This is a genomic window from Paenibacillus sp. YSY-4.3 (assembly GCF_054767475.1).
The window spans coordinates 196,896-222,282 of record NZ_BAABMC010000004.1; the positions used below are offsets into that span (position 1 = coordinate 196,896).

Here is a 25,387-nt window from a genome sequence, read left to right on the forward strand (position 1 = left end):
ACAATACTATGCTCAAGTTAACATGATCTCATTGGCGGAAGGGATGATGCACCATTGGCTAAGCATTCGAACACAAGTTGGAAAAAGAATCATCCGAACTCTTTATTGAGCAATTCTGTCGAAAAGGCGGATCGTTCGGTGAGGCAAGCGATGTCGCACCCAGAGGGAACTACGGTTGAGCATGCTGTTAATTCAATATCCCACGCAGAGAATGCACTCTTCAATGCAGAGCAGCACGATGAACACATGGATACCGTTCAGCAATATAAAGAAAGATTAGAGCTGGCGAAGGAGCATCTGCAAGAAGTACAGGAGATTGCAGAGGATCAGTAAAATATAAGATTATAACCCCCGCAGGTTCTAATACCTTACGGGGGTTATTTTACTGCTCGGCTCCTGATTTTGCCCATTCATCTAATTCATCCATTGCCTTTAATCGCAGAAGCCATGTTTGTTCCATAATATCCAGCATGTTGCGGCTTCTTGGGCGATCAGGGAACCGGGCGGCATGCCAAGCTTCCCGAGGCAATCGGTACAAGGCGGAAATCAATTTGCGTTCGGCGTGGTTTAGATGACGGAGCTCATCATACCCTTGTAACAACGAATGCATGAAAACGGGGTTAAAGTGAGTTGTGTTCATAAGGGTGGTTGCTAATTCGACATAAATAGAGCCTAATTTTATGCGGTCCCAGTCAATGATGAAAAGCTGGCCGTCATCGGAAATAATGACGTTATGTGCAGTAATATCATTGTGTATCAAAGCGGGACGGAACATTTCCTTCTTCAAGAGTTTCATAATCTCTGGGGTCTTTAATTCAGTCCAAGTACGCTCCGAAAATTGGATGCAGGATTCTCCGAACCTTTTGAACCATTGGCGGGTCCATAGATTCGTTTGGTTTGCTATTGCCATTCGGCTGCGAAAGAGACGGTCCCGATTTTTCCATAAGCGGATATGATCAAAAAAGGGGCTATTCATAGAAAGGAATCGACTGGATGTTGTATGCAAAGAGGCAAGAGCCCGGCCAAGCTTTTCGAAATCCTCTGGTTTCTCCAATCTCCTTCCATGTATCCATGCAGTTACGTAGAAGGGCCTTCCTTGGTTTGAAATCCACAACCTTCCATCCTTACTCTTAAGCCATTTTGGCATATTACTGAAGCCGCTGTTCATCAAGAATTGTATATAGCTTGCAGTTGTTTTTATTTGGTCAATTGTACCTGAACGAAGTAATAAACTTCGATAAAAGGGCTTCATCGCATAGGTTCCACTTTCGGTCTGTACGCGGATGATCGCATTCTTCCGGTAAAAGGACGCAACCGATTCTGATCTCAACGGAATCAGGCCGAAGCGGCGGACAATTTTGCGTATTCGTCTTTGGGAATAGGAATTTGCCATAAGCAGCCTCGTTTCATTTATACGTTATTAGCTAGGATATTCATCAGGGGGGAGTGTGCATAGTCTAACGTCTCCGGGAGATTAAATCTTGCAATTGATTTGATATCAAACTATAATGCGATTATGGAAACCAGAGACGTTATTTCATTAATCTCTAAAATTAGAGAGAAGGTTAATCGGTTTATTGTATCAGAGATGGTGAAGTACGGGGTTGAGAGTATTGCCACTTCGCATGGTGATATCATCTATGCCCTATTTAAGACGCCCAAACTTACAATGGCGGACATATCCAAAAAGATAAATAAGGATAAGTCTACCGTCACGGCGCTTGTTGATAAGCTGGTCCGGCTTGGATATGTGACAAAGGAAAGGAATACGGAGGATACGAGGGTTGTTTATGTTGCTTTAACCGAGAAGGGGAGAGAGCTGGAGCCGATATTTGAATCCATATCCCAAGAATTGTTGGACGTGTTTTACTTCGACATTTCCGATAAAGAAAAAGAAGACCTGCTTCACGTTTTAAAAAGAATTTACGGCAACTTCTAAATTTTTTTCAACAAATAGTTTGATATCAAACTAAATATAAGGAGAGATTATCATGAGGGATTTCACGCAAGAATTGCCTGACCATGTGGAGAAATATATTGGGGAGAATGATTTGTTTCTGGAGATATTCGAGGAGGAAAGTCTCTCAAAGTCAGCGGCAACCAGACAGCCATTGCTTTTTGTTCACGGGGCCTTCACGGGCAGTTGGATGTGGAGCAAATACATTCCGCACTTTATCGGCGAAGGGTGGAAATGCTATGTCATGAACTTGAGAAGCCACTACAAAAGTAGGCTCATGGACATGACCAAGATAACTTTTGAGGACTATTTGGGGGATATTAGGGAGGTTATCAAAGAGGTTGTCGCTGAGTGTGGCGCTGCGCCAATTCTTATCGGATTTAGCATGGGGGGAATCTTGGGACAGAAATTAGCTGAAACCGTTGAGCTTGCCGGCCTGGTGCTGATCGATTCCGTTATAAGCCAAGAAGTTCACGAGATAGTGCCCTACGAACACTTAGTGCCTTTGACAACTGCTATTGTAGTCCCGGCCCCGGCCCGAGAAGAACAATCGAGCATAGACGAATCTGCAGAAGACATTGCATTCCAAAGAAAATACCTGACGATGGAGTCGACCAAGGCATATAACGCTTTTGCTTTTTCGACCGAATCAAAGGGCATATCCATAGACAGCAGCGCCATTACTTGCCCTTGCCTGGTTATCAAGGCAGTAAGCTGTGATGATGACGACCGCAGGGGCAGAGTGACAGCGCAGCATCTCCGTGCTGAGTATAAGGGGCTTTGGGATACAACACATACCGGCGTGCTTATAGGGCAGAGATATATGGAATCAGCAGCTGCCATTATGGGCTGGTTGAAAGGACTTTAGAACAGCATGCTGAGTAAAATAGGCGACTAGAATAATGTGAACTAAGGCGACCCCAAGAGTCGCCTTAGTTCACATTCAGTTCATAAAACCTCTTTATCATCCGAATGTATTCAGCAATACACATGGAAAGGGAGGATTCACATTGAGTAAGCATCAAGAAAAGAAGTCCCTGACAGCCAATGGCAATTGGGCCGTTGAAGCGCAGGGTTTAGTTAAAAATTTTGGCGGCAATCGTGCGGTTGACAAGGTAGACCTGAAAGTTCCCACCGGTTCCATCTACGGTGTACTCGGTCCAAATGGTGCAGGGAAGACGACCACAATCAGAATGCTAGCGACATTGCTGCGACCGGACGAAGGTTCGGCACGGATCTTTGGATATGATGTGGTGAAGGAGGCGCAAATTGTACGCCAATTGGTTGGGGTAACCGGTCAGTATGCCTCGGTCGATGAGTCGCTCAGTGCTACCGAGAATCTACTCATCTTCTCTCAATTATTAGGGTTGAGCCGGGCTGAGGCGAAGCGAAAGGCAGCAGAGCTGCTAGAGGAATTTGGTCTAACGGAAGCCGCGAAGCGTCCCTTAAAAAATTTCTCAGGCGGCATGCGCCGCAGGCTGGATTTGGCGGCAAGCCTCATTGCACAGCCGCCGCTGATCTTTTTAGATGAACCGACTACGGGGCTAGATCCACGAACACGCAATCAAATGTGGGAGACGATTCGCCGGCTAGTAAAGGAAGGATCAACTGTACTGCTAACGACGCAATATCTTCAAGAAGCAGATGAATTGGCTGACCGGATCGCGGTTATCGATCATGGCCGTGTCGTTGCCGAGGGGACCGTAAATGAACTGAAGGCGTCTGTAGGCACCTCATCCTTGCATTTAAGCATTCAAAATCCGCAAGACATACAGGAGGCTCGTCAAACGATTGATCGAATTCTGGAGGTTAGGTCATCTGTCTCTTCCGAAGGTGGAAGAATTATTGCCCCGATGGGGGATGCCGACCGAGTCACTGATCTGCTGATCGCCCTTCGCGAGGCGGGAATTCAATTGGCAGAGTTCAGCGTACAGAAACCTACCTTAGATGAGGTCTTTCTAACCATCACCGGTCATGGTGATAAGGAGAATGCAGCAATGGCTGCAAATCAATCGGAAAAAGAAGGTGAGGTAAGAGTATGAATAATACTTCAATTACTCCAGTTGCCGCCCGTCAATTACGCAACAAAACCAGCTTCGGCCAATCTGTAAGAAATTCTTTAATCATGGCTTACCGGGGTCTGCTAAAGATTCGCCGCACCCCCGAGCAGTTATTTGATGTAACGCTTCAGCCAATCATCTTCACCTTGATGTTTACTTACATTTTTGGCGGAGCGATTTCAGGAGACGTACTAAGCTATTTGCCGGTTATTATTCCCGGAATCCTGGTGCAGACGGTGATAACAACCTCTGTTGTCACTGGTGTTCAATTGCGTGAGGATATGGATAAAGGTGTATTCGACCGATTCAAATCACTGCCTATTGCACGAATTGCCCCGTTAGCGGGAGCTCTTTTGGCCGATACGATCCGGTATACAATTGCGACTGTGCTTACTTTTACTATGGGCTATATTATGGGCTATCGACCTGAGGGAGGACTAGGGAGTGTTGTCATTGCCGCACTTCTCGTCATTGCGTGTGCTTGGGCAATCAGTTGGATCTTTGCCTTCTTTGGCGTAATTGCGCGTACTGCATCAAGCGTTCAGGGGATTTCGATGATTGTGCTGTTCCCGCTCACCTTTGTCTCTAATGCTTTTGTGCCGGCTGAGACTATGCCTAATTGGCTGCAATGGTTTGTGAAGATTAACCCGATCTCGCACCTTGTCACGGCGATCAGGGAGCTTACCAACTCGGGAACCGTCGGTTCGGATTTGACCATTTCTCTCATTGGCGCCGCGGTTATTGTGGCCATCTTCGCACCGCTCACCGTGCGTGCATACATGCGCCGGACTTAGTTGATATGCTTTGACAATGGATGCTGACCGGGGCTACTCTTTATTTAAAAAATAAATAAGGAATGAACACAATGACAACCATCTTAATTGTAGATGATGATCCTCACATCCGTGAATTAATTCGCGTCCTTCTTTCCAGAGAGGGCTTATCGATTGTTGAAGCAGCGGATGGAGAAGCCGCCTTATCCTTGCTCGAAAAGGACAAAATAGATCTGATAATTCTGGATATTATGATGCCCAATATGGATGGCTGGACATTTTGCCGTGAAATACGAACCTACTATTCCAGTATACTTCCCATTTTAATGTTAACTGCAAAAGGAGAGACAGCTCAGAAAGTTAAAGGATTTGATCTTGGAACGGATGATTATATGGTCAAACCATTTGCTGCAGCTGAGCTCGTTGCTCGGGTCAAAGCGTTGCTCAAGCGCCATAAAATTACTATTTCCAATCGGATTGAAATCGGGGATGTCTTGATTGATCGTGCTTCCTATAGAATTTTTATTGGGAATCATGAGCAGACCTTGCCGCTGAAAGAATTTGAGCTGCTGTTTAAGCTGGCAACACACCCGCAGCGAACTTTTTCACGAGAACAATTAATTGAGGATATATGGGGATTTGACTATGAGGGGGATGAGCGAACGGTTGATGTCCACATCAAGCGTTTACGGCAACGTTTTGCTTACGACGATTGCCCCTTTAAAATTACAACAATCCGTGGACTCGGTTATCGTCTGGAGGTCACCCCTTGAAGCTGATGGAAATGATAAAGCGAATTTCAGGTGTTGTAGCTCTCATATTATCCTTGCTGTTATCTTGGTCCTGTGCCTACTGGGTTACATCTTGGCTTTTTGAGGCAATTCACTATGTTCCTAGCGATTATGTAAGACTGTTAATCAATTCGTTATTGGGATTATTCCTATTTGGCTTTTGCATGGCTATTATAGCGAACATCAAATGGGTAAAAAATCGTCAAGAAAAATTTCTGCATCCGATCATTCAGGCCATGAAAATGATGGCTGAAGGAAACTTTAATATCGATCTTTCTTATTATGGAAATCAACACCAGGGACGAGGCCACCCCTATTCCAGAATTGTCGAAAGTATTAGAGATATGGCAGGCAAACTCAGTGCAATGGAGGAAATGCGGCAAGAATTTATTTCGAATGTCTCACATGAAATCCAGTCTCCGCTGACTTCGATTAGTGGGTTTGCCCATGCGTTAAAGAACGAGGAGTTAGGTCCTGATGAACGTAAGCACTACCTAGAAATAATAGAAATGGAAAGCAGCAGGCTTTCGAAATTGAGTGAAAATTTACTGAAACTCACTTCGCTAGAGTCTGATAAATTTCTTTTTGACCAACAAGACTATCGATTAGACCGCCAGCTTCGCCGAAGTATTCTGGCCATTGAACCACAATGGGCTGAGAAGCAAATCAATATGGATATTTCTCTTGAAGAATTAACCGTCACTGCGAATAAGGATCTGATGGAACAAGTATGGATTAACCTGCTCCATAACAGTATCAAATTCACACCTAGAGAAGGGACCATTAGGGTCGAAGCGCTGAGGGCGTCCAATAATCATCTCATTGTGAAGATTCAAGATACTGGAATTGGCATGGATAAAGAAACGCTAATGCACATATTTGAGAGGTTCTATAAGGCGGATCCTTCAAGAAATCGCAATTTCGGGGGCAGTGGCCTAGGTTTATCCATTGTCAAAAAAATAGTCGATTTGCATAGTGGCTTGATTCATGTTCAAAGTGAACCGGGAGAAGGAACTGTAGTGACCATAGAATTAAAGCAACTATCGACACACATACAATAGCTATATCTAATAGGGAAACCTGAGAAATATATAAAATGATACCTAACCAAGGATATTTTAGATTCTAAGTCAATTAAAATTATCATATTTATATTAAATAAATATTTTAATCTATCAGTATTATTGATACACTAGGATCAGGTAAAGAATTTATAAAATTGATCCAGAAAAGGTGTGTGACTAGTTTCCGCACTGGCTTGCTGAACGCCTGCGCAGGAGCGCCTACATCCTTTCTGCAAAACTTAGGGTATAAGGACGGTAAAAATGAGTAACAGACAAACTAGTACAGATGTTATCTTAATTGGTGCCGGGATTATGAGTGCAACTTTGGGGACACTGCTGAAGGAATTAGTACCGGACTGGGAAATTACAGTGTTTGAGAAGCTTGCTAATGCAGGAGAGGAAAGCTCTAACGAATGGAATAATGCGGGGACGGGGCATGCAGCGCTGTGCGAGCTTAACTATACTACCGAGAAATCAGACGGATCTGTAGATATTAGCAAAGCTATCAAAATTAATGAACAGTTTCAGGTCTCCATGCAGTTCTGGTCTTATCTTGCAAACAGCAATCTGATCCGCAATCCGCGGGACTTTATCGCCCCGCTGCCTCATATGAGTTTTGTGCAAGGGGAGAAGGATGTATCGTTTTTGAAGAAGCGTTTTAAAGCGCTATCAACCAACCCTCTGTTTCAGGAGATGGAGTTCTCCGATGATCCAGAGAAATTGATGGAATGGATTCCGCTGATGATGAAGGATCGTCCAGTCAATGAGCCTATAGCGGCAACAAGAATCGAGTCGGGGACGGATGTCAATTTTGGTGCTTTAACGCGCATATTGTTCGAGCACTTAAAGAATCAGGGCGTTGATATTAAATATAAACATAGTGTAGATAATATAAAACGTACTAGCGACGGCTTGTGGGAATTGAAGGTGCGAAATGCCGATACCGGCAGTGTCGAAAGCCATGCTGCGAAGTTCGTCTTTATTGGCGGCGGGGGAGGAAGCCTGCATCTGCTGCAGAAAACCGGCATTCCGGAAAGTAAACATATCGGAGGGTTCCCGGTAAGCGGACTATTTATGGTGTGTAACGATCCGAATGTGGTAGAGCAGCATCATGCCAAGGTATACGGCAAGGCTAAGGTGGGCGCTCCTCCTATGTCCGTTCCGCATCTTGACACAAGATTTATCGACAATAAAAAATCGTTGTTGTTTGGACCGTTTGCGGGCTTCTCGCCGAAGTTCTTAAAATCCGGTTCCATGTTCGATTTAATTACGTCCGTAAAACCAAATAATCTCGTAACGATGCTGGCAGCAGGTGCCAAGAACATTCCACTGACAAAATACCTGATCCAGCAAGTGATGTTGTCCAAAGAAAAACGCATGGAAGAACTGCGGGAATTTATCCCGGACGCGAAGAGCGAGGATTGGGATTTGGTAATAGCAGGCCAACGCGTGCAGGTGATCAAAGATACCGATGCCGGCAAAGGAACGCTGCAATTTGGCACCGAAGTCATAAGCGCTGCCGATGGCTCGATCGCTGCATTGCTTGGCGCTTCTCCGGGTGCTTCTACCGCTGTTTCTGTCATGCTTGAGGTGATCAATAAGTGCTTCCCGCAATATATGGAAGCGTGGGAGCCAAAAATTAAAGAGATGATTCCTTCTTATGGTACATCCCTATTAGCAGACACAGAGCTTACCCGGGAAATTCATACTTCAACAGCGCGGTCGCTTGGCCTTGGCGGTGAAGACCTCCCGGTTGAACTGCACGCATAGTTCCATTCCGCTATAATTTGATTATTCTACGTCATAAAAAAGAGAGATCGCCTGCTTTCGCAGGTGGTCTCTCTTTTGAGTTAAGGATAAAAAGTATAATTTATAGGCAATTACTTCGTAAAGTTATCGAAATAGCCTTGGATAAAGACGATCGGCGTGCCTTTATCTCCGCTTCCCGAAGTCAGGTCGGATAGAGAGCCGATAAGGTCCGTCAGCTTTCTAGGCGTAGTGCCTTGGGCTTCCATTGATCCCACGAGGTCATCATTTTTATTGCTGATGTACTCGGAAATCGCTTGTTTAAGCTCGTCGCCGCTCAGGTCTGCAAAGTTATTATCGGCGAGATATTTTAACTTGATTTCATTCGGCGTTCCTTCAAGTCCAGATGTATAAGCGGGCGATACTACCGGGTCAGCCAGCTCCCATATTTTCCCCACAGGGTCTTTGAATGCTCCGTCTCCATAGATCATGACTTCAACATTTTTACCCGTCTTCTCCTTGAAAATTTGCTGGATTTTATCGACGGTTGGCTGACAGTTGCGCGGGAAAAGCTTAATTTCGTCCTCTGTAGATTTATTCGATCCCAGGAGGCCGTAATTTTCATTATATCCGCTATGATCAACGGGTTCCGCGAGGATGTCGTCAAGGCTGTAGATCTTCTCCCCGCCATTCGCCTTCAGAATTCTTGCCGTTCTGAACCGGGAATGGATATCACAAGTCAGAACATGCTTGGTATAGTCGAGGATCGTTTTTGGGTTATTGGAGAAAATGACCTCGCATTCCGTTCCTTGTTCTTCAACTAACGATTTATAATAATCGATGTAATCGATGCCTGTAAACGTATGCTTATTGTAGCCAAAGAGTTCACGGAATTGTGCTTCTGTCAGTACATCCGTCCAAGGATTAACCCCCTTCTCATCAAGCATGTCGAGATCCACCAAGTGGTTGCCGACTTCATCGGAAGGATAGCTAAGCATTAATACGATCTTTTTAACGCCTTTGGCAATGCCGCGGAGACAGACTGCAAACCGATTGCGGCTTAGAATCGGGAAAATAACGCCAACTGTCTCGTCACCGAACTTAGAATGTACATCTTTGGCGATATGATCAACTGTCGCATAATTGCCTTGAGCGCGGGCGACGATGGACTCCGTAATGGATACGATATCTTTATCCCGAATTTGAAAGCCTTCAACTTCTGCAGCTTTTAGTACGCTATCTACCACGATATCCTCTATTTGATCCCCTCGTTTGATGATTGGGCAACGAAGGCCTCTAGCAACTGTTCCAACGACTCTTTCCAATTACATTCAGCTCCTTAGGGTGATAAAGTCTGTTTACATTATCTAACCATCTACTTGTAATATACACCAGCATAGTGGTATAAGTTAAATTAATATATCGAATAGAGGGTATAAGAGGTGTTTATGTGATAAGCAAGCTGGATTTATACAAAATTTTTAGCAAAGTTGCGAAATGCAAAAGCTTTTCCAATGCAGCCAAAGAGCTGTATATGACGCAGCCGGCAGTTAGCCAGGCGATCATGCAATTGGAAAAGGATTTGAATACGCGGTTGTTTAACCGAACGCCCAAAGGGGCATCGCTGACCAATGAAGGGAGCCTTCTGTTTGAATACGTGAATTCAGCCATGAACCTGCTGCAAACGGGTGAAGAAAAGATATTGGAATTTCAAAACCTGACAGCTGGGGAACTGAAAATCGGCGTAGGAGATACGATTTCTAGATATTTCTTGCTTCCCTATTTGGAAGCTTTCCACAATAAATATCCGAATATTAAATTTACTATTGTGAATGGTACCACTTTAGAACTTTGTTCGATATTAAAGTCGGGCGAGGTGGACATATCTATTTGTAACCTCCCGATCGGGGATGCCACATTAGAGGTAAGACCGTGTATTGATATTCATGATACGTTTGTTTACGGAGAGAGGTTTGCGGAGATTTTGTCACAGCCGGTCAGCCTTCATGAATTAGTGAAGCTTCCGCTCATATTTCTTGAACCGAAATCGAATTCCCGAAGATATGTGGAAGACTATATGATCTCCAAAGGGATTAAAATTGCGCCAGAGTTTGAGTTGGGCTCGCATGATTTATTGCTGGAGTTTGCCAGAATTAATCTCGGAATCGCATGCGTGACGAAAGAGTTCTCCCAGGAATATTTAGCGAAGGGATGGCTGTCTGAGGTTCAACTGGTCGAGGAAATCCCAGGGAGAGGCATAGGCGTTTGTAATATAAAAAGCGTGCCCCTATCGCCGGCTGCAACCAAGTTTGTGGAGCTCCTGGAAAATAAATGAGCTGTCCGTTCCCGCAGGAATGGACAGCTTTATACTTTTTAGGTTAAGTCCACGACGACTTTAATCGTTTCTTTAGCCTCGATCGCTTTATTGAATGCTTCTTGAATGTCGTCCAATTTATACACCTGCGTCACCATGGTGCCGATCGGTGTCTTCTTCTCATTGATATGGGCAATGACCTTCGTGATATCCTCATGGGTATAGCCGCTTGCCCCGATGATTTGTACTTCCTTACTCATGACTTGCGCCAGACTTACGGGCACATCCTGTTTATAGACCGCAATAATCGCAATCCGTGCGTTGGGTTTGACGAGTTGCATCACTTGCTCGAATAAAGCAGGGGCACCGGCTGCATCCACAAAAGCATCTGCATTCGGTACTTCCACGCCGTATACGTTCACTTTTCCGAAGTGTTCGCTCAAACCGTCAGCAAGTGATTGCTCTTTCGTGTTCACTGTTTTTGCGCCCAATTCTCGGGCTTTCGCTAGACGCCAGTCATCGATATCCACAACCACGACGTTCTTGATGCCTTCTCCGATTAAGCCGGCAGCGGCCGACAATCCGATAGGCCCAGCCCCTAAAACTACGATGTTCTCGCCCGCTTGCGGATTTATGCTGAATGCGCCATGGAAGCCTACGCTCATCGGCTCCATCAATACGGCTTCTTCCGGCGTTACGCCGTCGGCGATTTCGTATAAGTTGTAGTTCAATGCCGCGTCTTCAATTAATACATATTGTGAGAAGCCGCCTGCTTCCAGTGAATAACGGCGTCCTGCCCGCTTAGCTGTAATCGGGTTTACGCCTACGCGCATCCCCACTTTAACATCGGTTATTTTTGCGCCGACTTCTACGACTTCACCAAACAGCTCATGACCGAATTCCTGTCCGAAGCGGATGCCCATCTCGACGCCAGCTTTAATAATATTGATATCCGTTCCGCAAATTCCGCCACGCAGGTTACGGATGACCACATCTTGTGGTCCGGCTGTTGGAATTGGGCGTTCCTCCACGCGCACATCCTGCTGTCCATGATAAATGCCAACTTTCATCATCTTAACGGCCCCCTTTATGACAAATGTCTCTTACATCGTAAAAGGAATTCCACCGTTCGACAAACAACAGTTCCTCACACGTCGTCAAATATACTACACATTCATCATAAGTGTAGATTATCGAATCGTTCTTAGACGGATTTACGGAGTGTGTTAGCGGATATCCGGGCGAAATGGATTCAGTTTGACGATTTGTTTCGCTAAATAGTGGGGGGAATAAGGCATATCCTCACCTAGCCAGAGTGCAATGGTCCCAACCATCGCAGATGTCCCATACCAAGCCGCAATGTCCTTCGGAATATCCATGGCTGGGAACGCCTGGTGATCCGTATTTGGTGCGCGTCCTAAGATCAATTTCCGCATCAATTCCATGAGATGCTGCGTGAAATAGGGAATGCTTTTGGACACGATCAAGGTTTTATAAATGTGGGCATTAGCAGCAATGTATTCAAGTAAGGTCACTAGGGTAGCCAGCTCGTAGCCCGGCTCATAGGGCGCATCGTATTTTGTTCTTAGGATGGCTTCGATTTCATCGAGCAGTTCTTGCAGAAATTGTTCTACGAAATCGTCCATATCCTGATAATGCAGGTAAAACGTGACCCGATTGATTTCCGCGCGTTTGGTCAGAGCGTGAACGGTAATTTTGTAGAACTCTTGCTCTTGCAGCAGTGCAATATATGCCTCTTTCAAATATTTACGTGTCCGATGAACCCGTAAATCATGGTCAGTTGTTGCCATATCCTCGCTCCTTAAATAGACACTATGTAAATGATTATACGCTTGTCTGCGAAAAACTGTTGAATAAGAAAGTATCCATTCAAAAAAAACAAATGAATAATTTTTTATACCATGATAGCATCCAAAATGTAGGAAATAACATATGAGAAAGGAAGATCAAGCAATGGATATTAGAGTCGAAACTCTCCCCAATTATCGCCTTGCGTATGTGCGACAAATTGGCCCTTATGGCCCAGCCAACGTGCAAGCAATGGAAGAGCTAAAAAGTTGGGCTAAGGAGAAAAAACTACTCACTGAACCAGCTATTTTATTCGGAATTCCACAAGATAACCCGCAAATAACGCCTCCAGAGAAATGCAGATATGATGCATGTATTACCATTACAGAAGAGTACCAAATTGATGACTTCGTCTGCGAAAGTAAACTTGTTGGCGGAGATTATGCGATTTTTAGAATCAAACATACAGCAGAGGATATTCAAAGAGCATGGGCAGAAATTTTTCCAGCTTTACACAGCATCGGACTTCAACCTGACAACAAACCGATTTTAGAAAAATACACTGGCGATTTGGTTAACCATCATTTTTGCGAAATATGTGTGCCAATAAAAAAGGAGCTCCAATCCTTGTAGAATGGCTCTCCTTAATTATTCTTATTTACAGTATAGGGATCTAAATTCATCCTCTAGAATACTCATGAGAATGGAGTCATAATACTGATGGTTGTAAAATAAGGCTTCTCGCTGAACCCCTTCTTTCTTGAAGCCTATACTTTCGTAGACCTGCATGGCACGCTCATTGTAAGAGAACACGTTCAGCTCGATCCGGTGAAGGTTGAGGATACCGAAGCCGTAATCCAGCATGAGACGGAGGGCTTCGGTACCGTAGCCTTTTCCTTGATTACCGCTGTCAGGGATAGCGATGCGGATGTTTGCATTGCGATTGATCGTATCTATGTCTTGAATCGCAATATCTCCAATGGGAGCATCGTCACTCACGGCGGCAATGACCAGCAGTACGGACGAGCTGTCTTGGGCTTTTCCTTCGATGTAGCGAACAATTTGATCCTGGGTATAGTGCTTCTGTGTCCCAGTGAGCTTCCTTGTCTCATGATGGTATAGTGTGGTGAAGTACCAACTTGCATCGGATACCTCAATCGGCCGTAAATATACTTTTTTTCCTTCTAGAAAGCGTACGGGTTCCATGATTCATATCTCCTTTGTCTTGACTCTATCTCAATTTACCATCAATCTGTATACTTAAAAATATACAGATTGTATTTTTTTGAGAGGACAGGAGAGGCAGATGAGAAATAGCATGGATTCAACGCCTTTTTCTAAATCACCCGTTTATATGACCGTTTATGAAGCCATCAAGCAGGATATCGTGGAAGGAAGGCTGCATGCCAACGATCGCCTGCCCTCCATCAGGGAACAAGCTAAGCAGCTATGCATTAGCGCGACCCCTGTAGAGACTGCTTACCAGCAACTGATTGCAGAAGGGTTCATCGAGAGTCGTCCCAGACAAGGGTTCTATGTAGCCGCTCTGCCCGATTCGTATGGAAGGTTTACGATGTCTGACCCTAAGGCCACGACGGGTCATCCCGAGAAGGACTATTCTACGGCGGTGACGTATGCTTATGATTTTCATCTGGCCAAAAATGACTTTACAAGCTTTCCGGTCTCTCATTGGAAAAGGCTCCTGATGCAGACGCTCCGGGAGGAGTACGATGAATTGCTCTTCTACGGGGATCCGCAAGGCGAGGCTGGATTGCGTGGGGAGCTTGCCGCTTACCTGTCCCGGATTCGCGGGGTCGTGTGCCGCAAGGAGCAGATCGTCATTGGCGCGGAGCAGCATCTGCTTCTCCATTACCTGGCTATCCTCCTTAAGGGAATTTCTCCGGCTGTAGCTGTAGAGGACCCGTGTTATCCCCTGATTGCCCGTACATTTCAGGCTGAGGGCTTTGCTGTCTTGACTGCGTCTGAAGCAGAAAAGGGAATAGACATCTCCCGTATGGTGAAGGCATCAGCTCGAATCGTGGCCGTCGCTCCTTCCCATCAGTTTCCTGGGGGCAGGGTAATGCCGATCAACGAAAGAATGGAGCTGCTGAAGTGGGCCAAGGAGCAAGAGGGCTATATCATAGAGGACGATTACGGCGGAGAGCTTCGTTATTTAGGGCAGCCAGTACCTGCGCTTCAAGGCTTAGCGCCGGATGCGAATGTAATTTATGTAGGGGGATTCTCCCAGATTCTTGCGCCCGACATTTGCATCCATTACATGGTGCTTCCTGAATCGCTATTGGCCCCTTATCTGCAGTTGAGAAGAAGACTGCTGTTCGAGCAGTCCTCTTCCCGGGTGTACCAGCGCACGCTGGAGAAGCTTATGAGGCAGGGGTATTTCGAGAGGCATGTTCGTAAAATGAGAAGCCTGTACCGCAGAAAAAACCAGGAGCTCGCCGAAGCCCTTCAGATGCAGTTTCGTGATTGCGGCGAGGTCCATAATCCACATGCCGGTTTTCACCTGATTCTGTCGCTCAACGCGGAGGCTTCGGAGCAGGAAATGATTCAAGCGGCGAAATCCGGCGGTATCCGCGTCGCCTCGGCATCCGCTTTCTATGCGGATCAGGCTGCCTGCGAACGTGAGAAGAGGAAGCGGTTCCTTATCGGCTTCGGGGGCATTGCAGGGCAGCGTATAAAGGAAGGGGCATCCCAACTGAGGCAGCTGTGGGAGCCTTACCTTCACGTTTGATCCCTGATGCGGCATCTTGGGCGGTAGAGTTTATTCTCGGTTCACGAATTTTTCGGGGTCCCTGACCTTTAGCACTTTTACTTTGCTTGCCAAAAGATTGTCGTCGCTTACGATCCAAGTATGGTCTCTCGAATTTTTTCTGCGATACGCAACAAAGTTGTAGGGATTGCCGGCATAAATTTTGAAGCCTTTAGCCCGGCAATTGGAACAGAACTCTACACTTTCCCCCCGGTTTCGGTTGGGGAAGGAGACTTTGCTGAACACGTGGCGTTTCACGACAAGGGTTGCGCCTTGAACAAGGGGAACGTATTTATCAGCCATATTGTAGTAACGATGAAGGAGTACCTTTTTACTGTTCAGGTACATGTAATGAGCTCGTTTGCCTACAATATCAGCGTTGGTGTCGCGCAAAATTTGCATACTGTCTTTGAGATAGCCGGGAGCATAATAATCGTCATCATCAAATTTAGCAATGTGATTGTACCTGGCTACCTTTACTCCGTAGTTAAGGCAGCTGCCTAGCGAATGATTGGGCAGACTGTATACCCTTACGTTCTTATATGGCTTTGCTGCGTTGATATATTCGTTCTTTTTTAGACCTTTATGATTGAGTATGATGATAAGCTCTTTATTCTGATAATTTTGTCTATTGTAGTTACGCAGTAGCGTGTCCATGCAGTACTGCCGCTTGGTACAGGTAATGATGGAAACGGCTCTTGGCTGGCTGAAGATATCCAGTTTGGCCATTATGGAGCATCCTTTATCGTGCGCTGCACGAACTTCTTGTAATTTTGGACATTGGGAATTCTTTTATGGTGAGAGAGAAGCTCTTTGTCGCTGATGACCCACGTGTGGCTGGATGAGTTTTTTCGACGTACAGCGACAAAATTATATTTTCCTCCGGAGTAGACCTTGTAACCCAGCTTTTTGCTTCTGAGGCAAAAAAGATCGTCTTCCCCCACGTTCTGATGAGGAAATTGTACTTTATTTAACACATGCCGTTTCATGAACAGCGTAGCGCCGGGGAGTTTAGAGGCTGTTCTGTTCTCGTCCTGGTGAAAACGTAGAATCAAAGTTTTAGATCCGTGTAGGTACATATAGTGGGCCCGTTTGCCTATAATATCCGCATTTGCTTTTTGCATGGCCTGTAGGCTGTCTATTAAATAGTAGGGTGCGTAATAGTCGTCGTCATCAAACTTGGCGATGTAGTTGTATTTTGTTTTTTTGACGGCATAGTTTAGGCAAGCACCGAGAGATTCGCGGCCTGCAACGCGGTAGACTTGGATGCTCCGGTTTTTCCTAGCTAAACGCTGATAAGGCTCCAGCGGTATCTTATCGTTGTTTACAATAATGATGAGTTCCTTTTTCGGATGGCGCTGCTGAATGTAATTATTAAACAGGTTGTTTATAAAACTTTGGCGATTCGTACAGGTAATGATGGAAACTCCCTGCTTTTTTATCGCGTTCCTCTGTCCAGATCCCATTACATCACTCCTCCTATCCGTTATGATTAATAGCAACTTACTCTACAATATGTACACGAAAAAGAAGAGTAACGGCATATCCACCAAGGATTGGCAAGCATATAATATTTTCTGTGTGAAGATAGAGGAGCACCTGACGGCCATTTGCGTAATAGAATGATAGCAGATACCGACTATCATCCTGCGAAAAAGCCTAGTCTAGCGGATGCTGCCCTCCCATATATAGCTGTGGATCGAGGGTTCGGAAATAGTTGGAGACAGCTTGACGACAATACGATAAACTTAGGTTTGATACATAATTTTCTTTGGGGTGGTTCATCTTATGAAAAAATGGGTTTGCCTATTGTTGGCTGCAGCAATTGCTCTGTCACTTAGTTCCGTTACATATGCCGCGAAATATAATCCGATAGAAGCGGTCAAACTCAACCAACCGAATGAGCAATATGGCTATGCACAGGGAATGACCGTAAATGGACAAGAGATGTATGTTATGGATGGTACGATCATTCAAAAGCTGGAGGGAAAGCAGTTTAAGGAATACTTTAATTTGCAAAAGATGTCCAAGCAGTTTGAAAAAGAAATAGCCGGGTTAGGAAGCGAGGAGGCTATACATTCCTTCCGCCTCTCCCAGATGACCTTCTACAAGAACGAATTGTACGTCAGCGGATTGATGTTTATCAATCTGGAGGACCAGAAGCTGTATCTGGAATATCCGAAATACGTAAATCCTGAAGATGGCCGGATTGTCGGTAAAACGTATACGGTATTATTTAAAGTAAAAAAGGATAAAACCGCAGAACTGCTATTTATTGCTTGCTCTAAAGTAAATACCGGGATCACGCCATTTTCTGTATTTGAAACGCAAGACGGACGTCCTCAAGACCTTTACGCTTGGGGAGACTATACACTGTATGACTATGCTAAATACGTGCCTTATCCGCACTTTAGTTTTTATAAAGACGAGGTGATTCTGCTCTATCGGCTTTCGACGAAAGATGAAGCTGAACTAACTCCACTTAATTTAATCGTTCAATTACGCACTGATGGCGTAAAAGTACAAACGCTTTATGAGTGGCGTGGCAGTTTATTCCCGGAGAATTCAGGTTATTGCGAGGCCTCGAAGTGTGGTAAATATCAAATGCCGGTACGAGAAGGCAATGTCCTTACTGTCTATGATGGGGGAACAAGCGTCCATAAATACAACCTGGCCACAGAACAGTTGAAGACTCATCCTATGCCAGAGGAGATGTCATTGGAGCGCCCGGTTTGGGGTGACAAGGGGCTTTACTTCCTCAATAACAATGCGGTATTCTCTTTAAAGGAAAAGAACGGTCTATACAGTTTCCATGGCGCATATGCAAAGGAGTTTAAGTTCTCTGGTAACATAGCCGGTTATGCTGTGAGCAATAACTTTATTTATCTTATGGATTTTGATAACAGGGTGATTTACAAATATAATAATCCGGGCAGTTAATATAAATGCCTGATTTAGGAAGGCCTGCTATCATGCAGGTCTTTCTTAAATGCAAGAAAGTATGAATCAGGAAAGGAGTTACTCGCTTTGGGTGACCAGCATTTTAAAGAAACGGTGGAGCTGACCTTGAAGGTGATCGGCGGGAAGTGGAAGCCTGTGATCCTCTGCCACCTGACGGAAGGCACGCACCGCTTTGGAGAATTGAGACGGGAAATGCCGCAAATTACGCAAAAAATGTTGACGCAGCAGCTGCGTGAATTAGAGGAAGACGCAATCATCAACCGGAGAGTGTATGACCAGGTCCCTCCCAAGGTGGAGTATTCTTTGACCGAATACGGGTTGACCGTGAAAGAGCTGCTAAACGTTATGTCGCAGTGGGGAGAAAGGCATTTAGAGAAGGAAAAAGAGCTGCGAAAATCGGACTAATCGGGCCTGGCATAGTTACCAAATGGGAACTAGTTACATAAAAGTGCGTACTTTCTTTTATGGGCGAGATGCTTAGAATAAGGGGTGTCGTATTAAAACATACCCTTAAAGGAGCAATCATAAATGAAATTACAACTAGCCTTGGACCTGGTCGGTATTCCAGGAGCCATCGAAGTCGTCAAGCAAGTGGAGCAATATGTGGATATTGTCGAGATCGGAACTCCGATCATTATCAATGAAGGACTTCACGCCGTGAAGGCGTTGAAAGAGGCTTTTCCTAACGTAACCGTACTTGCCGATTTGAAAATCATGGACGCGGCCGGCTATGAAGTGATGAAGGCGGCTGAAGCAGGGGCGGATATCGTAACCATCCTTGGCGTAGCAGAGGATGCGAGTATCCAGGGAGCGGTCGCGGAAGCGAAAAAGCAGGGCAAGCAAATCTTGGTCGACATGATCGCCGTAAAGAACCTGGCGGAGCGGACAGCGCAGATTGACTCCTTCGGCGTCGATTATATTTGCGTCCACACGGGGTATGACCTTCAAGCGGAAGGACAGAACTCCTTCGAGGATCTTCGCACGATCAAGTCCGTTGTGAAAAATGCCAAAGTCGCTGTTGCTGGCGGCATTAAGCTAGCCACATTGCCAGAAGTCATTGCCGTTAAGCCTGATTTGGTCATTGTAGGCGGAGGAATTACCGGGCAAGCCGACATTGCCGCAGCAGCCGCCGAAATGCAAAAGCTGATCCAACAGGGCTAGTGGCGGATATGGCAGGCAATCGGAATTTAACCGCGATTTTGGGCGAATTGGACCAAGCTGCGAATGAAATTGCTGCGGAGCAGCTGGATCAATTGATGAAAGCTATCTTGTCGGCGGAGCGCATCTTTGTTGCAGGGGCAGGCCGTTCCGGACTAATGATGCGAGCATTCGCCATGCGGTTGATGCATCTTGGGTTAGAGGTGTATGTCGTGGGCGAGACGGTTACCCGAAGCTTGGGCAAAGGCGATTTGCTCCTGATCGGTTCAGGCTCGGGCGAGACGCGGTCGCTTGTGCCTATGGCAGAAAAGGCGAGAAGCTTGGAAGCTACGGTAGGAGCACTGACGCTCTCCCCAGAGTCATCCCTTGGCCGCCTGGCAGACCTCATTGTGAAGCTGCCTGGGGCGCCGAAGGATCAAGCCGACAATACTGCGGCAACAGCGACGGTTCAGCCGATGGGCTCGTTATTTGAACAGCTGCTGCTGCTTGCATGCGATGCCGTCATTTTGGCGCTGATGGACAAACAAGAGCTCAGCGGCCGTGCGATGTACGGGAATCATGCTAATTTGGAATAGCGAGTCACAAACAGAACAAAGACAGTCCCTACACGATCCCGGTAGAGGACTGTCTTTTTGTTTTGAAGGTCGCATATTTCACTAACAGTTCATTTTATTATTCAGATATAGGGTCCTGCCATACATTAAACTTGTTGCCGTCCGGGTCTTTAAATTTAAACTGTAAACCACAGCTGTCATGATCCATCAAGGGCTCGGCCTCGACGCCGTTATCTCTAAGCTTCTTATGCAGCTCGACAATATTCTCGACTTCAAAGGTTAAGGAGAACATTTCATATGCATCTCCATCCCATTGGCTGGTAACAAAATTAGCGTTTCTTTTCTCGGTTGTCTCCAGCAAAAACAGCCACTGGCCATCTCCTAAGACGAGGATCGCGCCGCCAGGGTCGCGTTTCTTCAGCTCCAAACCGAAAATCCCGGTATACCATTTTGCTGCAGACTCTAGATTGGATACGGGTAAATAGTTGCAGAGCACCCTCTTCAGCATTGGCTTTTGCTCGACCTTAAGGTCTTCCACTTCCGGCGTTTTCTGTTGTTCCATCCGTCATTCACCTCTTGTATTTTTGTAGTCTCAGTAAATAGACGAAGAGTATAGATGAAATCCGTCGCAGGGTTAAAAACTTACTTACACATTTTCTACGGCATTGAACTTGTTCCCGTCCGGATCATAGAAGATAAAGGACTTTCCGAATAGATCATCTTCTATTATAGGCTCCGTCCGTACACCGCTGCTTGTGAGTGTGAGCCATAAAGGGTTGGCGTCAGATACAGAAAAGGTAAGCAAAGGAATCTCTCTTGGCAAGTGGTTCACCGACTCCAATAAGTATAATTCATGGCCGGACTCCAATAGCAAATTACCATGACTGCTGCTCTTCAGATTAAAGTGAAGGAAGAACCAGCTCGTGGTTTGTTTTTTATTCGAGACCGGGATGTAGAAATGGCCTGCTCGTTTCAAAACTTGTTCGCAAACCATTTGCTCGAAACTGCGATCCGGCTGATATGGGCGGAAATAAGACTCAAAATCACCGGCAAGGCGGAGTTTAAGCATTTCCCGGGCCCGGCGAATGCGGCTTTCCACAGCGGCTATGGATAAATCGAGAAATGGGGCGATGTCTTTCATCGGCCATTGGTTTAAGTAATAAAGTACGATAGCGGATTTGCTTTTTTCCTCTAATGTTTGCAAGGCAGCCCAGACTGATTCTTTAATGGCGTGCTGATCCAACCAGGTATGAATGTTGTCTAATTTTGGGGCGGTGGCCTCGTCATAAGGAAGGAGCTTGTTTTTCTTTTTGATAAAATCAAGACTTGTTCGGTGAGCGATGGAATAAAGCCAGCTTCCAAGCTGGGAGGGGTCTTTTAACGTATGTAGGTTACGGTGGCACTTCACAAAGGTCTCTTGGACCGCATCTTGGGCTTCGTGATAATCTCCCAATACGCTGTAGGCCACAGAAAGCAGGGCTTTGGAATAACGGAGCACGATCGCCCGGAACGCCTCGAAGTCGCCTTTTATTGCACTTGCTGCCAGCTGCCTATCGGATGGTTCGGTCATAAGATCACCTTCCATTGCTTGATCATGGCTAATTGTTACCTGTATATCCCAAGTATACTTTACTCCGTTGTTAGGTGTCATATAATTATTTCCCCTATCAAATAAGAAAGGACTCCTCCACGTTCATAACGTTTAGAACGTTTGATGGAAGAGCCCCTTTATGGTTGAAGCCGGTTATCCGGCCTTTGCAGCCAAGCTTATTTGAAGGTCTTTACCGCTTCGTACAGCATGTCCAGAAGCTTTTGGCTCGACACTCCGACGGCTACGTTGGCATTCTTATCCCGGCTGGTGCGGCCTCTAAGGTCCACGACCGTCTGTCCGCGGGTGAACTCGCCGCTAACCTCGATTTCGACATTGCACAGCTTCGTCTCAAATAGGGACGGATCAATCAGGTAGGCTACGGCACAAGGGTCGTGCATACCTTCAACCCGGTCGTTTCGGAAATAAAAGTCCAGCATGGCCGCAATTGCCTGGCCTGTTTGGTTGCCGATGTTCCGGATACGATTGATATCTTCGATGTACATAGGCACCTGATAGGTAACGTTCAGGCCGAACATCGTGATCGGAACACCGGAACGGAATACGATGCGCGCCGCCTCGGGATCGACGTAAATGTTGAATTCCGCAACCGGCGTCGCGTTGCCCTCCGTGCTCGAGCCACCCATGATGGAAAGCTCCTCAATGCGTTCAGCGATCTCTGGGTATTCCTGCAGCAGCTTGGCTACATTCGTAAGCGGGCCGATGGCGATAATCGTCACTTTCTGATCGCTGGCCAGAATCACGTCGCGCATGGCATCTATGGCAGGCTGATCGATCACCGAAAGGGTCGTCTCGCCTAATTCCACTCCGCCGAATCCTGAATCGCCATGGGCTTTCTCGGCGACCACCAGTTCACCGTGCAGCGGATGGGTCGCTCCTCTGGCCACCGGAATGTCCGGCCGCTCGATGAACGACAGCAGCTTGAGCGCATTGGCGGTAATTTTCTCGCTGGTCTGGTTGCCGGCGCAGGTCGTAATTAGCTTGAGGTCCAGTTGCTCCGAAGCTGCGGCTAGCAAAATGGCCAGAGCATCGTCGATTCCGGGATCGCAGTCAATAATAATCGGTTTTACCATGGTGTACCTCCGTTTCTTAATCCATTAACTAAGCAATTTGATGGCGATGACTCCGCCAAAGATTAGGGCGATGCCGAACACCTCGGTTCGCGCCATTTTCTCCTTCAATACGACTCGCGCATAGAGCACAATTAACAGGATATTGCCCGAAATAATGGCCGATACCAGCCCTGTCACGCCCAGCTTAAAGGCCGGAAGGATGAAGAACATGGCTAGGAAATTCGTTAATCCGATAGACATGCCCCATAATAGGGTCTTACGAATAGGCCACGGTTGCACCGCCGCCTTCAAAGATGGATTGGCAGCTTGTTTCTTGGTGGCTTCGCGTCCTCGTTCCTTCGATTGCTGCCACCGCCAGGTGGCAAAGAACAGGATCGCCCCGGTGCCGAACATCAGAATCAGCGTGGGCAGCGTCTCCGCGCCCTGTAGGACCGATATTTTACACAGTATATCCGTCATGCCAAAGAACAGCATGGCCAGCAGACCCCACTGCGCTCCCTGCAGATGCCGCCAGGAGAGCTGGTTGGAATAGCTGATCAGGAACACGCCCGAGAAGATGGTCAGGAAGGCCAGGCCTTGGCCGAGGCTCATTGTCTCTCCCCACAGCAGGAAGGACAGCGAAGTTACGACCAGCGGCGATGTGCCTATTAAGATGGCAATTAAGGATGCTTTGCCTGTAGCGTATCCCTTGTACATGGACGAGTTGGATACATAAGCGAACGCTCCGATTGGTATGCCAAGCAGGGCGGCGGAATTCCAAGCTTGTCCTATCCATACATTCAGGATGAAGGACAGGAGGAAGGCCCCGATATAAGCGCCCAGCAGCAGCGGGTTCCGATCGAAGCCTTTACGGGAGGACCATTGGAACAGTATGGCCCTGACCCCATAAATAATGGCTACGCATATTGCAAATACCAGCCACATGCTGCCCTAGCTCCCAATGCGTTCACACATGAATTGCTCAATCTCCTCGCGAGTAGGGATCGAGTTTGCCGCACCTTTTCGGGTAACGGCAATTGCCGCAGCCGCGGAAGCGAACCGCAGTTTCTCCTCGGTGGAGAGCGGCGAGCGCAGCAACGTTGCCAAGGCCCCGATGAACGTATCCCCGGCGGCTGTCGTGTCTACCGCATCGACACGGAATGCCGGCACGTCGATTTTGTCTAGCGCCGCATTCATATACGATGTGCCATTTTCCCCCAAGGTCAAAATGATTTCCCGGGCGCCTTTATGAATCAGACTGCGAAGCGCCTCATCCGCCTGCTCCGCGCTGTTTGCAGAGATTCCCGTAATCGTCTCGATTTCGGTTTCGTTCAAAATGAGCAAGTCTATCTTCTGCAGCACTTCGTCCGAAATAGAGGTGGCCGGAGCGGGATTGAGAATAATGAAGACCCCTTTCCGGCGGGCTTCTTCAATTACCATCTCGTTCGTCTCCCACGGGATTTCGTTTTGCAGCAGCAATAGATCCGTTTGTTTGAGTATGGAAAGGGATGAGCGAATATCGTCCGGGTTCATTTTGCCGTTCGCGCCTTCGGACAATATGATCGTATTCTCCCCATGGTCATTAACGTTAATGAAGGCCAAGCCTGAGAAGCCCTCTTTGGACATAACGAGGCTCGTGTTCACCCCGTATCCTTGCATCGTGGCAAGGAGCTGGTTCGCGAAGGAATCCTGACCGACTGAACCGATCATCGTTACATATCCACCGGCTAATGAAGCTGCAATTGCCTGGTTGGAGCCTTTTCCTCCGCACAGATATTCTGTTTCTAATCCTTTTACGGTCTCGCCGGCTTCTGGAAATTCGTGCACTCGGTTGATGATGTCCATATTGATGCTGCCGACTACTAGAATATTCAACAATCCACTCACATCCGTCTAAGTTTAATATGTTGTGTGTAGTAACTGGATAATTAACCTTCTTTGGAACCTGAATTCGCAACGCCTTGCACAAAATAACGCTGGAACATCAAAATCAATATGACAGGTACGATGACCGCAATGATGGTAGCGGCAAACATTTCGTTCCAAGCCGTCGCGTGCTCTGTCGTAAACATGCTGATGGCTACCTGGATGACGCGGTATTTCTCCGAGCGCGTAACAATCAAAGGCCACATGAAGGACTCCCATTGGAAAATGAAGGTGAGCAGAGCAGCGCTAATCGTAACGGGCTTACAAAGAGGCATGATGATTCCCCAGTAAATTTTCCACCAGGAAGCGCCTTCAAGACGTGCCGCTTCAATCAAAGACATTGGAAGATCCATAAAAAATTGGCGGTACAAGAAAATGACCAGGCCGTTGGCAATACCGGGAATGATCAAGCCATAGTAGCTGTCAATCCAGCCGAAGTTGTTCATTAAGCTGTACAGCGGAATGGAAATGACTTCGAAAGGGATCATGAAGCTGAAGATGACTAGGCCGAACAGGATCTCGCTGCCTTTAAATGTGAACTTGGCAAAAGCGAAAGCCGCCATCGAGTTGAATATGACGCTAAATAGAACGGTTGTTAAGGCAATGAAGAACGTGTTCACCACGATTGGACCGTAGCCTCTCAGCGCAAACAGATTTGTGTACGCCTCCCAAGTGAAATCGGTTGGAAAGAATGTGCGCCAAGAGATCGGAGAGACGTAACGGAAAATGTCATCCACCGGCCGGAAGGAAGACACCAGCGCAAAGATAAGCGGAAAAAAGACGATCACGAGCAACACCAAATGAATGGTATAGAGAAGCCATTTTGAGGTACTCTTCAAGGTCACA

General features: G+C 46.6%; 28 protein-coding genes. 15 read left to right on the plus strand and 13 right to left on the minus strand.

The annotated features are described in order from the left end of the window. The first annotated feature begins 54 nt into the window (after nucleotides 1–54). The gene (locus tag ACYUJT_RS15275) at nucleotides 55–333 is read left to right on the plus strand and encodes a hypothetical protein (protein ID WP_460323675.1); all 279 of its coding nucleotides are present in this window, start codon (nucleotides 55–57) and stop codon (nucleotides 331–333) included. 49 nt (nucleotides 334–382) lie between these two features. Here ACYUJT_RS15275 and ACYUJT_RS15280 read toward each other — a convergent pair whose 3' ends face one another. Then, nucleotides 383–1,393 carry a phosphotransferase gene (locus ACYUJT_RS15280; RefSeq protein WP_460323677.1) on the minus strand — a complete coding sequence of 337 codons (1,011 nt, stop codon included), beginning with the start codon at nucleotides 1,391–1,393 and terminating at the stop codon, nucleotides 383–385. Nucleotides 1,394–1,516: 123 nt separating this feature from the next. On the opposite strand from ACYUJT_RS15280, the gene ACYUJT_RS15285 reads away from it, so the two are divergent. The 7 genes from ACYUJT_RS15285 to ACYUJT_RS15315 all read left to right on the plus strand — a co-directional run bounded on the left by ACYUJT_RS15285 (nucleotide 1,517) and on the right by ACYUJT_RS15315 (nucleotide 8,415). Next, complete coding sequence (locus tag ACYUJT_RS15285) at nucleotides 1,517–1,939, plus strand: MarR family winged helix-turn-helix transcriptional regulator (RefSeq protein WP_460323679.1); 423 nt, start codon at nucleotides 1,517–1,519, stop codon at nucleotides 1,937–1,939. A gap of 52 nt (nucleotides 1,940–1,991) precedes the next feature. Next, nucleotides 1,992–2,825, plus strand: coding sequence for an alpha/beta hydrolase (locus ACYUJT_RS15290; protein WP_460323681.1), 834 nt, complete (start codon nucleotides 1,992–1,994; stop codon nucleotides 2,823–2,825). A 142-nt stretch (nucleotides 2,826–2,967) separates the two neighbouring features. Next, the gene (locus tag ACYUJT_RS15295) at nucleotides 2,968–3,999 is read left to right on the plus strand and encodes an ATP-binding cassette domain-containing protein (protein WP_460323683.1); all 1,032 of its coding nucleotides are present in this window, start codon (nucleotides 2,968–2,970) and stop codon (nucleotides 3,997–3,999) included. Beyond that, entirely contained in the window at nucleotides 3,996–4,811 is an 816-nt protein-coding gene (locus tag ACYUJT_RS15300) for an ABC transporter permease (protein WP_460323685.1), read from the plus strand. The genes ACYUJT_RS15295 and ACYUJT_RS15300 overlap by 4 nt, the downstream gene beginning before the upstream one ends. Nucleotides 4,812–4,882: 71 nt before the next feature. Next, the gene (locus ACYUJT_RS15305) at nucleotides 4,883–5,563 is read left to right on the plus strand and encodes a response regulator transcription factor (RefSeq protein ID WP_460323687.1); all 681 of its coding nucleotides are present in this window, start codon (nucleotides 4,883–4,885) and stop codon (nucleotides 5,561–5,563) included. After that, on the plus strand, nucleotides 5,560–6,642 hold the full coding sequence (locus ACYUJT_RS15310) for a sensor histidine kinase (RefSeq protein WP_460323689.1): 1,083 nt from the start codon (nucleotides 5,560–5,562) through the stop codon (nucleotides 6,640–6,642). The genes ACYUJT_RS15305 and ACYUJT_RS15310 overlap by 4 nt, the downstream gene beginning before the upstream one ends. Nucleotides 6,643–6,906: 264 nt before the next feature. Then, nucleotides 6,907–8,415, plus strand: coding sequence for a malate:quinone oxidoreductase (locus ACYUJT_RS15315; protein WP_460323690.1), 1,509 nt, complete (start codon nucleotides 6,907–6,909; stop codon nucleotides 8,413–8,415). A 110-nt stretch (nucleotides 8,416–8,525) separates the two neighbouring features. Here the strand turns inward: ACYUJT_RS15315 and ACYUJT_RS15320 are convergent, their stop codons facing one another. Continuing rightward, entirely contained in the window at nucleotides 8,526–9,716 is a 1,191-nt protein-coding gene (locus tag ACYUJT_RS15320; protein WP_460323692.1) for a coenzyme F420-0:L-glutamate ligase, read from the minus strand. A gap of 125 nt (nucleotides 9,717–9,841) precedes the next feature. Between ACYUJT_RS15320 and ACYUJT_RS15325 the strand changes: the two genes are divergently transcribed. Then, nucleotides 9,842–10,726 (plus strand): LysR family transcriptional regulator, encoded by an 885-nt coding sequence (locus ACYUJT_RS15325; RefSeq protein WP_460323694.1) that lies wholly within the window; start codon nucleotides 9,842–9,844, stop codon nucleotides 10,724–10,726. Between the two features lie 38 nt (nucleotides 10,727–10,764). Here ACYUJT_RS15325 and ACYUJT_RS15330 read toward each other — a convergent pair whose 3' ends face one another. Further along, nucleotides 10,765–11,778 carry a zinc-dependent alcohol dehydrogenase gene (locus ACYUJT_RS15330; RefSeq protein ID WP_460323696.1) on the minus strand — a complete coding sequence of 338 codons (1,014 nt, stop codon included), beginning with the start codon at nucleotides 11,776–11,778 and terminating at the stop codon, nucleotides 10,765–10,767. A gap of 153 nt (nucleotides 11,779–11,931) precedes the next feature. Next, the gene (locus tag ACYUJT_RS15335; RefSeq protein ID WP_460323698.1) at nucleotides 11,932–12,516 is read right to left on the minus strand and encodes a TetR/AcrR family transcriptional regulator; all 585 of its coding nucleotides are present in this window, start codon (nucleotides 12,514–12,516) and stop codon (nucleotides 11,932–11,934) included. A 163-nt stretch (nucleotides 12,517–12,679) separates the two neighbouring features. Between ACYUJT_RS15335 and ACYUJT_RS15340 the strand changes: the two genes are divergently transcribed. Continuing rightward, nucleotides 12,680–13,147, plus strand: a complete 468-nt coding sequence (locus ACYUJT_RS15340) for an AraC family transcriptional regulator (protein WP_460324185.1) — start codon at nucleotides 12,680–12,682, stop codon at nucleotides 13,145–13,147. Nucleotides 13,148–13,168: 21 nt separating this feature from the next. Here the strand turns inward: ACYUJT_RS15340 and ACYUJT_RS15345 are convergent, their stop codons facing one another. Further along, complete coding sequence (locus tag ACYUJT_RS15345; RefSeq protein WP_460323700.1) at nucleotides 13,169–13,720, minus strand: GNAT family N-acetyltransferase; 552 nt, start codon at nucleotides 13,718–13,720, stop codon at nucleotides 13,169–13,171. Between the two features lie 100 nt (nucleotides 13,721–13,820). Here ACYUJT_RS15345 and pdxR point away from each other — a divergent pair, with 100 nt between their 5' ends. Next, nucleotides 13,821–15,263 carry a MocR-like pyridoxine biosynthesis transcription factor PdxR gene (gene pdxR / locus ACYUJT_RS15350; RefSeq protein WP_460323702.1) on the plus strand — a complete coding sequence of 481 codons (1,443 nt, stop codon included), beginning with the start codon at nucleotides 13,821–13,823 and terminating at the stop codon, nucleotides 15,261–15,263. A 30-nt stretch (nucleotides 15,264–15,293) separates the two neighbouring features. On the opposite strand, the gene ACYUJT_RS15355 is transcribed toward pdxR, so the two are convergent. Next, on the minus strand, nucleotides 15,294–16,010 hold the full coding sequence (locus ACYUJT_RS15355) for a glycosyltransferase family 2 protein (protein WP_460323704.1): 717 nt from the start codon (nucleotides 16,008–16,010) through the stop codon (nucleotides 15,294–15,296). Further along, on the minus strand, nucleotides 16,010–16,747 hold the full coding sequence (locus ACYUJT_RS15360; RefSeq protein WP_460323706.1) for a glycosyltransferase family 2 protein: 738 nt from the start codon (nucleotides 16,745–16,747) through the stop codon (nucleotides 16,010–16,012). The genes ACYUJT_RS15355 and ACYUJT_RS15360 overlap by 1 nt, the downstream gene beginning before the upstream one ends. 322 nt (nucleotides 16,748–17,069) lie before the next feature. Between ACYUJT_RS15360 and ACYUJT_RS15365 the strand changes: the two genes are divergently transcribed. From ACYUJT_RS15365 to hxlB, 4 genes are all read left to right on the plus strand, one after another. Continuing rightward, nucleotides 17,070–18,221, plus strand: coding sequence for a hypothetical protein (locus ACYUJT_RS15365; RefSeq protein ID WP_460323708.1), 1,152 nt, complete (start codon nucleotides 17,070–17,072; stop codon nucleotides 18,219–18,221). A gap of 87 nt (nucleotides 18,222–18,308) precedes the next feature. Beyond that, the gene (locus tag ACYUJT_RS15370; protein ID WP_460323710.1) at nucleotides 18,309–18,647 is read left to right on the plus strand and encodes a winged helix-turn-helix transcriptional regulator; all 339 of its coding nucleotides are present in this window, start codon (nucleotides 18,309–18,311) and stop codon (nucleotides 18,645–18,647) included. Between the two features lie 123 nt (nucleotides 18,648–18,770). After that, nucleotides 18,771–19,403, plus strand: coding sequence for a 3-hexulose-6-phosphate synthase (hxlA, locus tag ACYUJT_RS15375; protein WP_460323712.1), 633 nt, complete (start codon nucleotides 18,771–18,773; stop codon nucleotides 19,401–19,403). Between the two features lie 8 nt (nucleotides 19,404–19,411). Then, nucleotides 19,412–19,975, plus strand: coding sequence for a 6-phospho-3-hexuloisomerase (hxlB, locus tag ACYUJT_RS15380; RefSeq protein ID WP_460323714.1), 564 nt, complete (start codon nucleotides 19,412–19,414; stop codon nucleotides 19,973–19,975). A gap of 97 nt (nucleotides 19,976–20,072) precedes the next feature. Here hxlB and ACYUJT_RS15385 read toward each other — a convergent pair whose 3' ends face one another. The 6 genes from ACYUJT_RS15385 to ACYUJT_RS15410 all read right to left on the minus strand — a co-directional run bounded on the left by ACYUJT_RS15385 (nucleotide 20,073) and on the right by ACYUJT_RS15410 (nucleotide 25,380). After that, nucleotides 20,073–20,516 (minus strand): VOC family protein, encoded by a 444-nt coding sequence (locus tag ACYUJT_RS15385; RefSeq protein WP_460323716.1) that lies wholly within the window; start codon nucleotides 20,514–20,516, stop codon nucleotides 20,073–20,075. A gap of 84 nt (nucleotides 20,517–20,600) precedes the next feature. Next, nucleotides 20,601–21,605 (minus strand): RNA polymerase sigma factor, encoded by a 1,005-nt coding sequence (locus tag ACYUJT_RS15390; protein ID WP_460323718.1) that lies wholly within the window; start codon nucleotides 21,603–21,605, stop codon nucleotides 20,601–20,603. A gap of 116 nt (nucleotides 21,606–21,721) precedes the next feature. Further along, nucleotides 21,722–22,636 (minus strand): nucleoside hydrolase, encoded by a 915-nt coding sequence (locus ACYUJT_RS15395; protein WP_460323720.1) that lies wholly within the window; start codon nucleotides 22,634–22,636, stop codon nucleotides 21,722–21,724. A 24-nt stretch (nucleotides 22,637–22,660) separates the two neighbouring features. After that, nucleotides 22,661–23,560 (minus strand): EamA family transporter, encoded by a 900-nt coding sequence (locus tag ACYUJT_RS15400; protein ID WP_460323722.1) that lies wholly within the window; start codon nucleotides 23,558–23,560, stop codon nucleotides 22,661–22,663. 6 nt (nucleotides 23,561–23,566) lie between these two features. After that, the gene (rbsK, locus tag ACYUJT_RS15405; RefSeq protein ID WP_460323723.1) at nucleotides 23,567–24,493 is read right to left on the minus strand and encodes a ribokinase; all 927 of its coding nucleotides are present in this window, start codon (nucleotides 24,491–24,493) and stop codon (nucleotides 23,567–23,569) included. 50 nt (nucleotides 24,494–24,543) lie between these two features. Beyond that, a complete protein-coding gene (locus ACYUJT_RS15410; RefSeq protein ID WP_460323725.1) occupies nucleotides 24,544–25,380 on the minus strand; it encodes a carbohydrate ABC transporter permease in 837 nt (278 codons plus the stop codon). Between the last annotated feature and the right edge of the window lie 7 nt (nucleotides 25,381–25,387).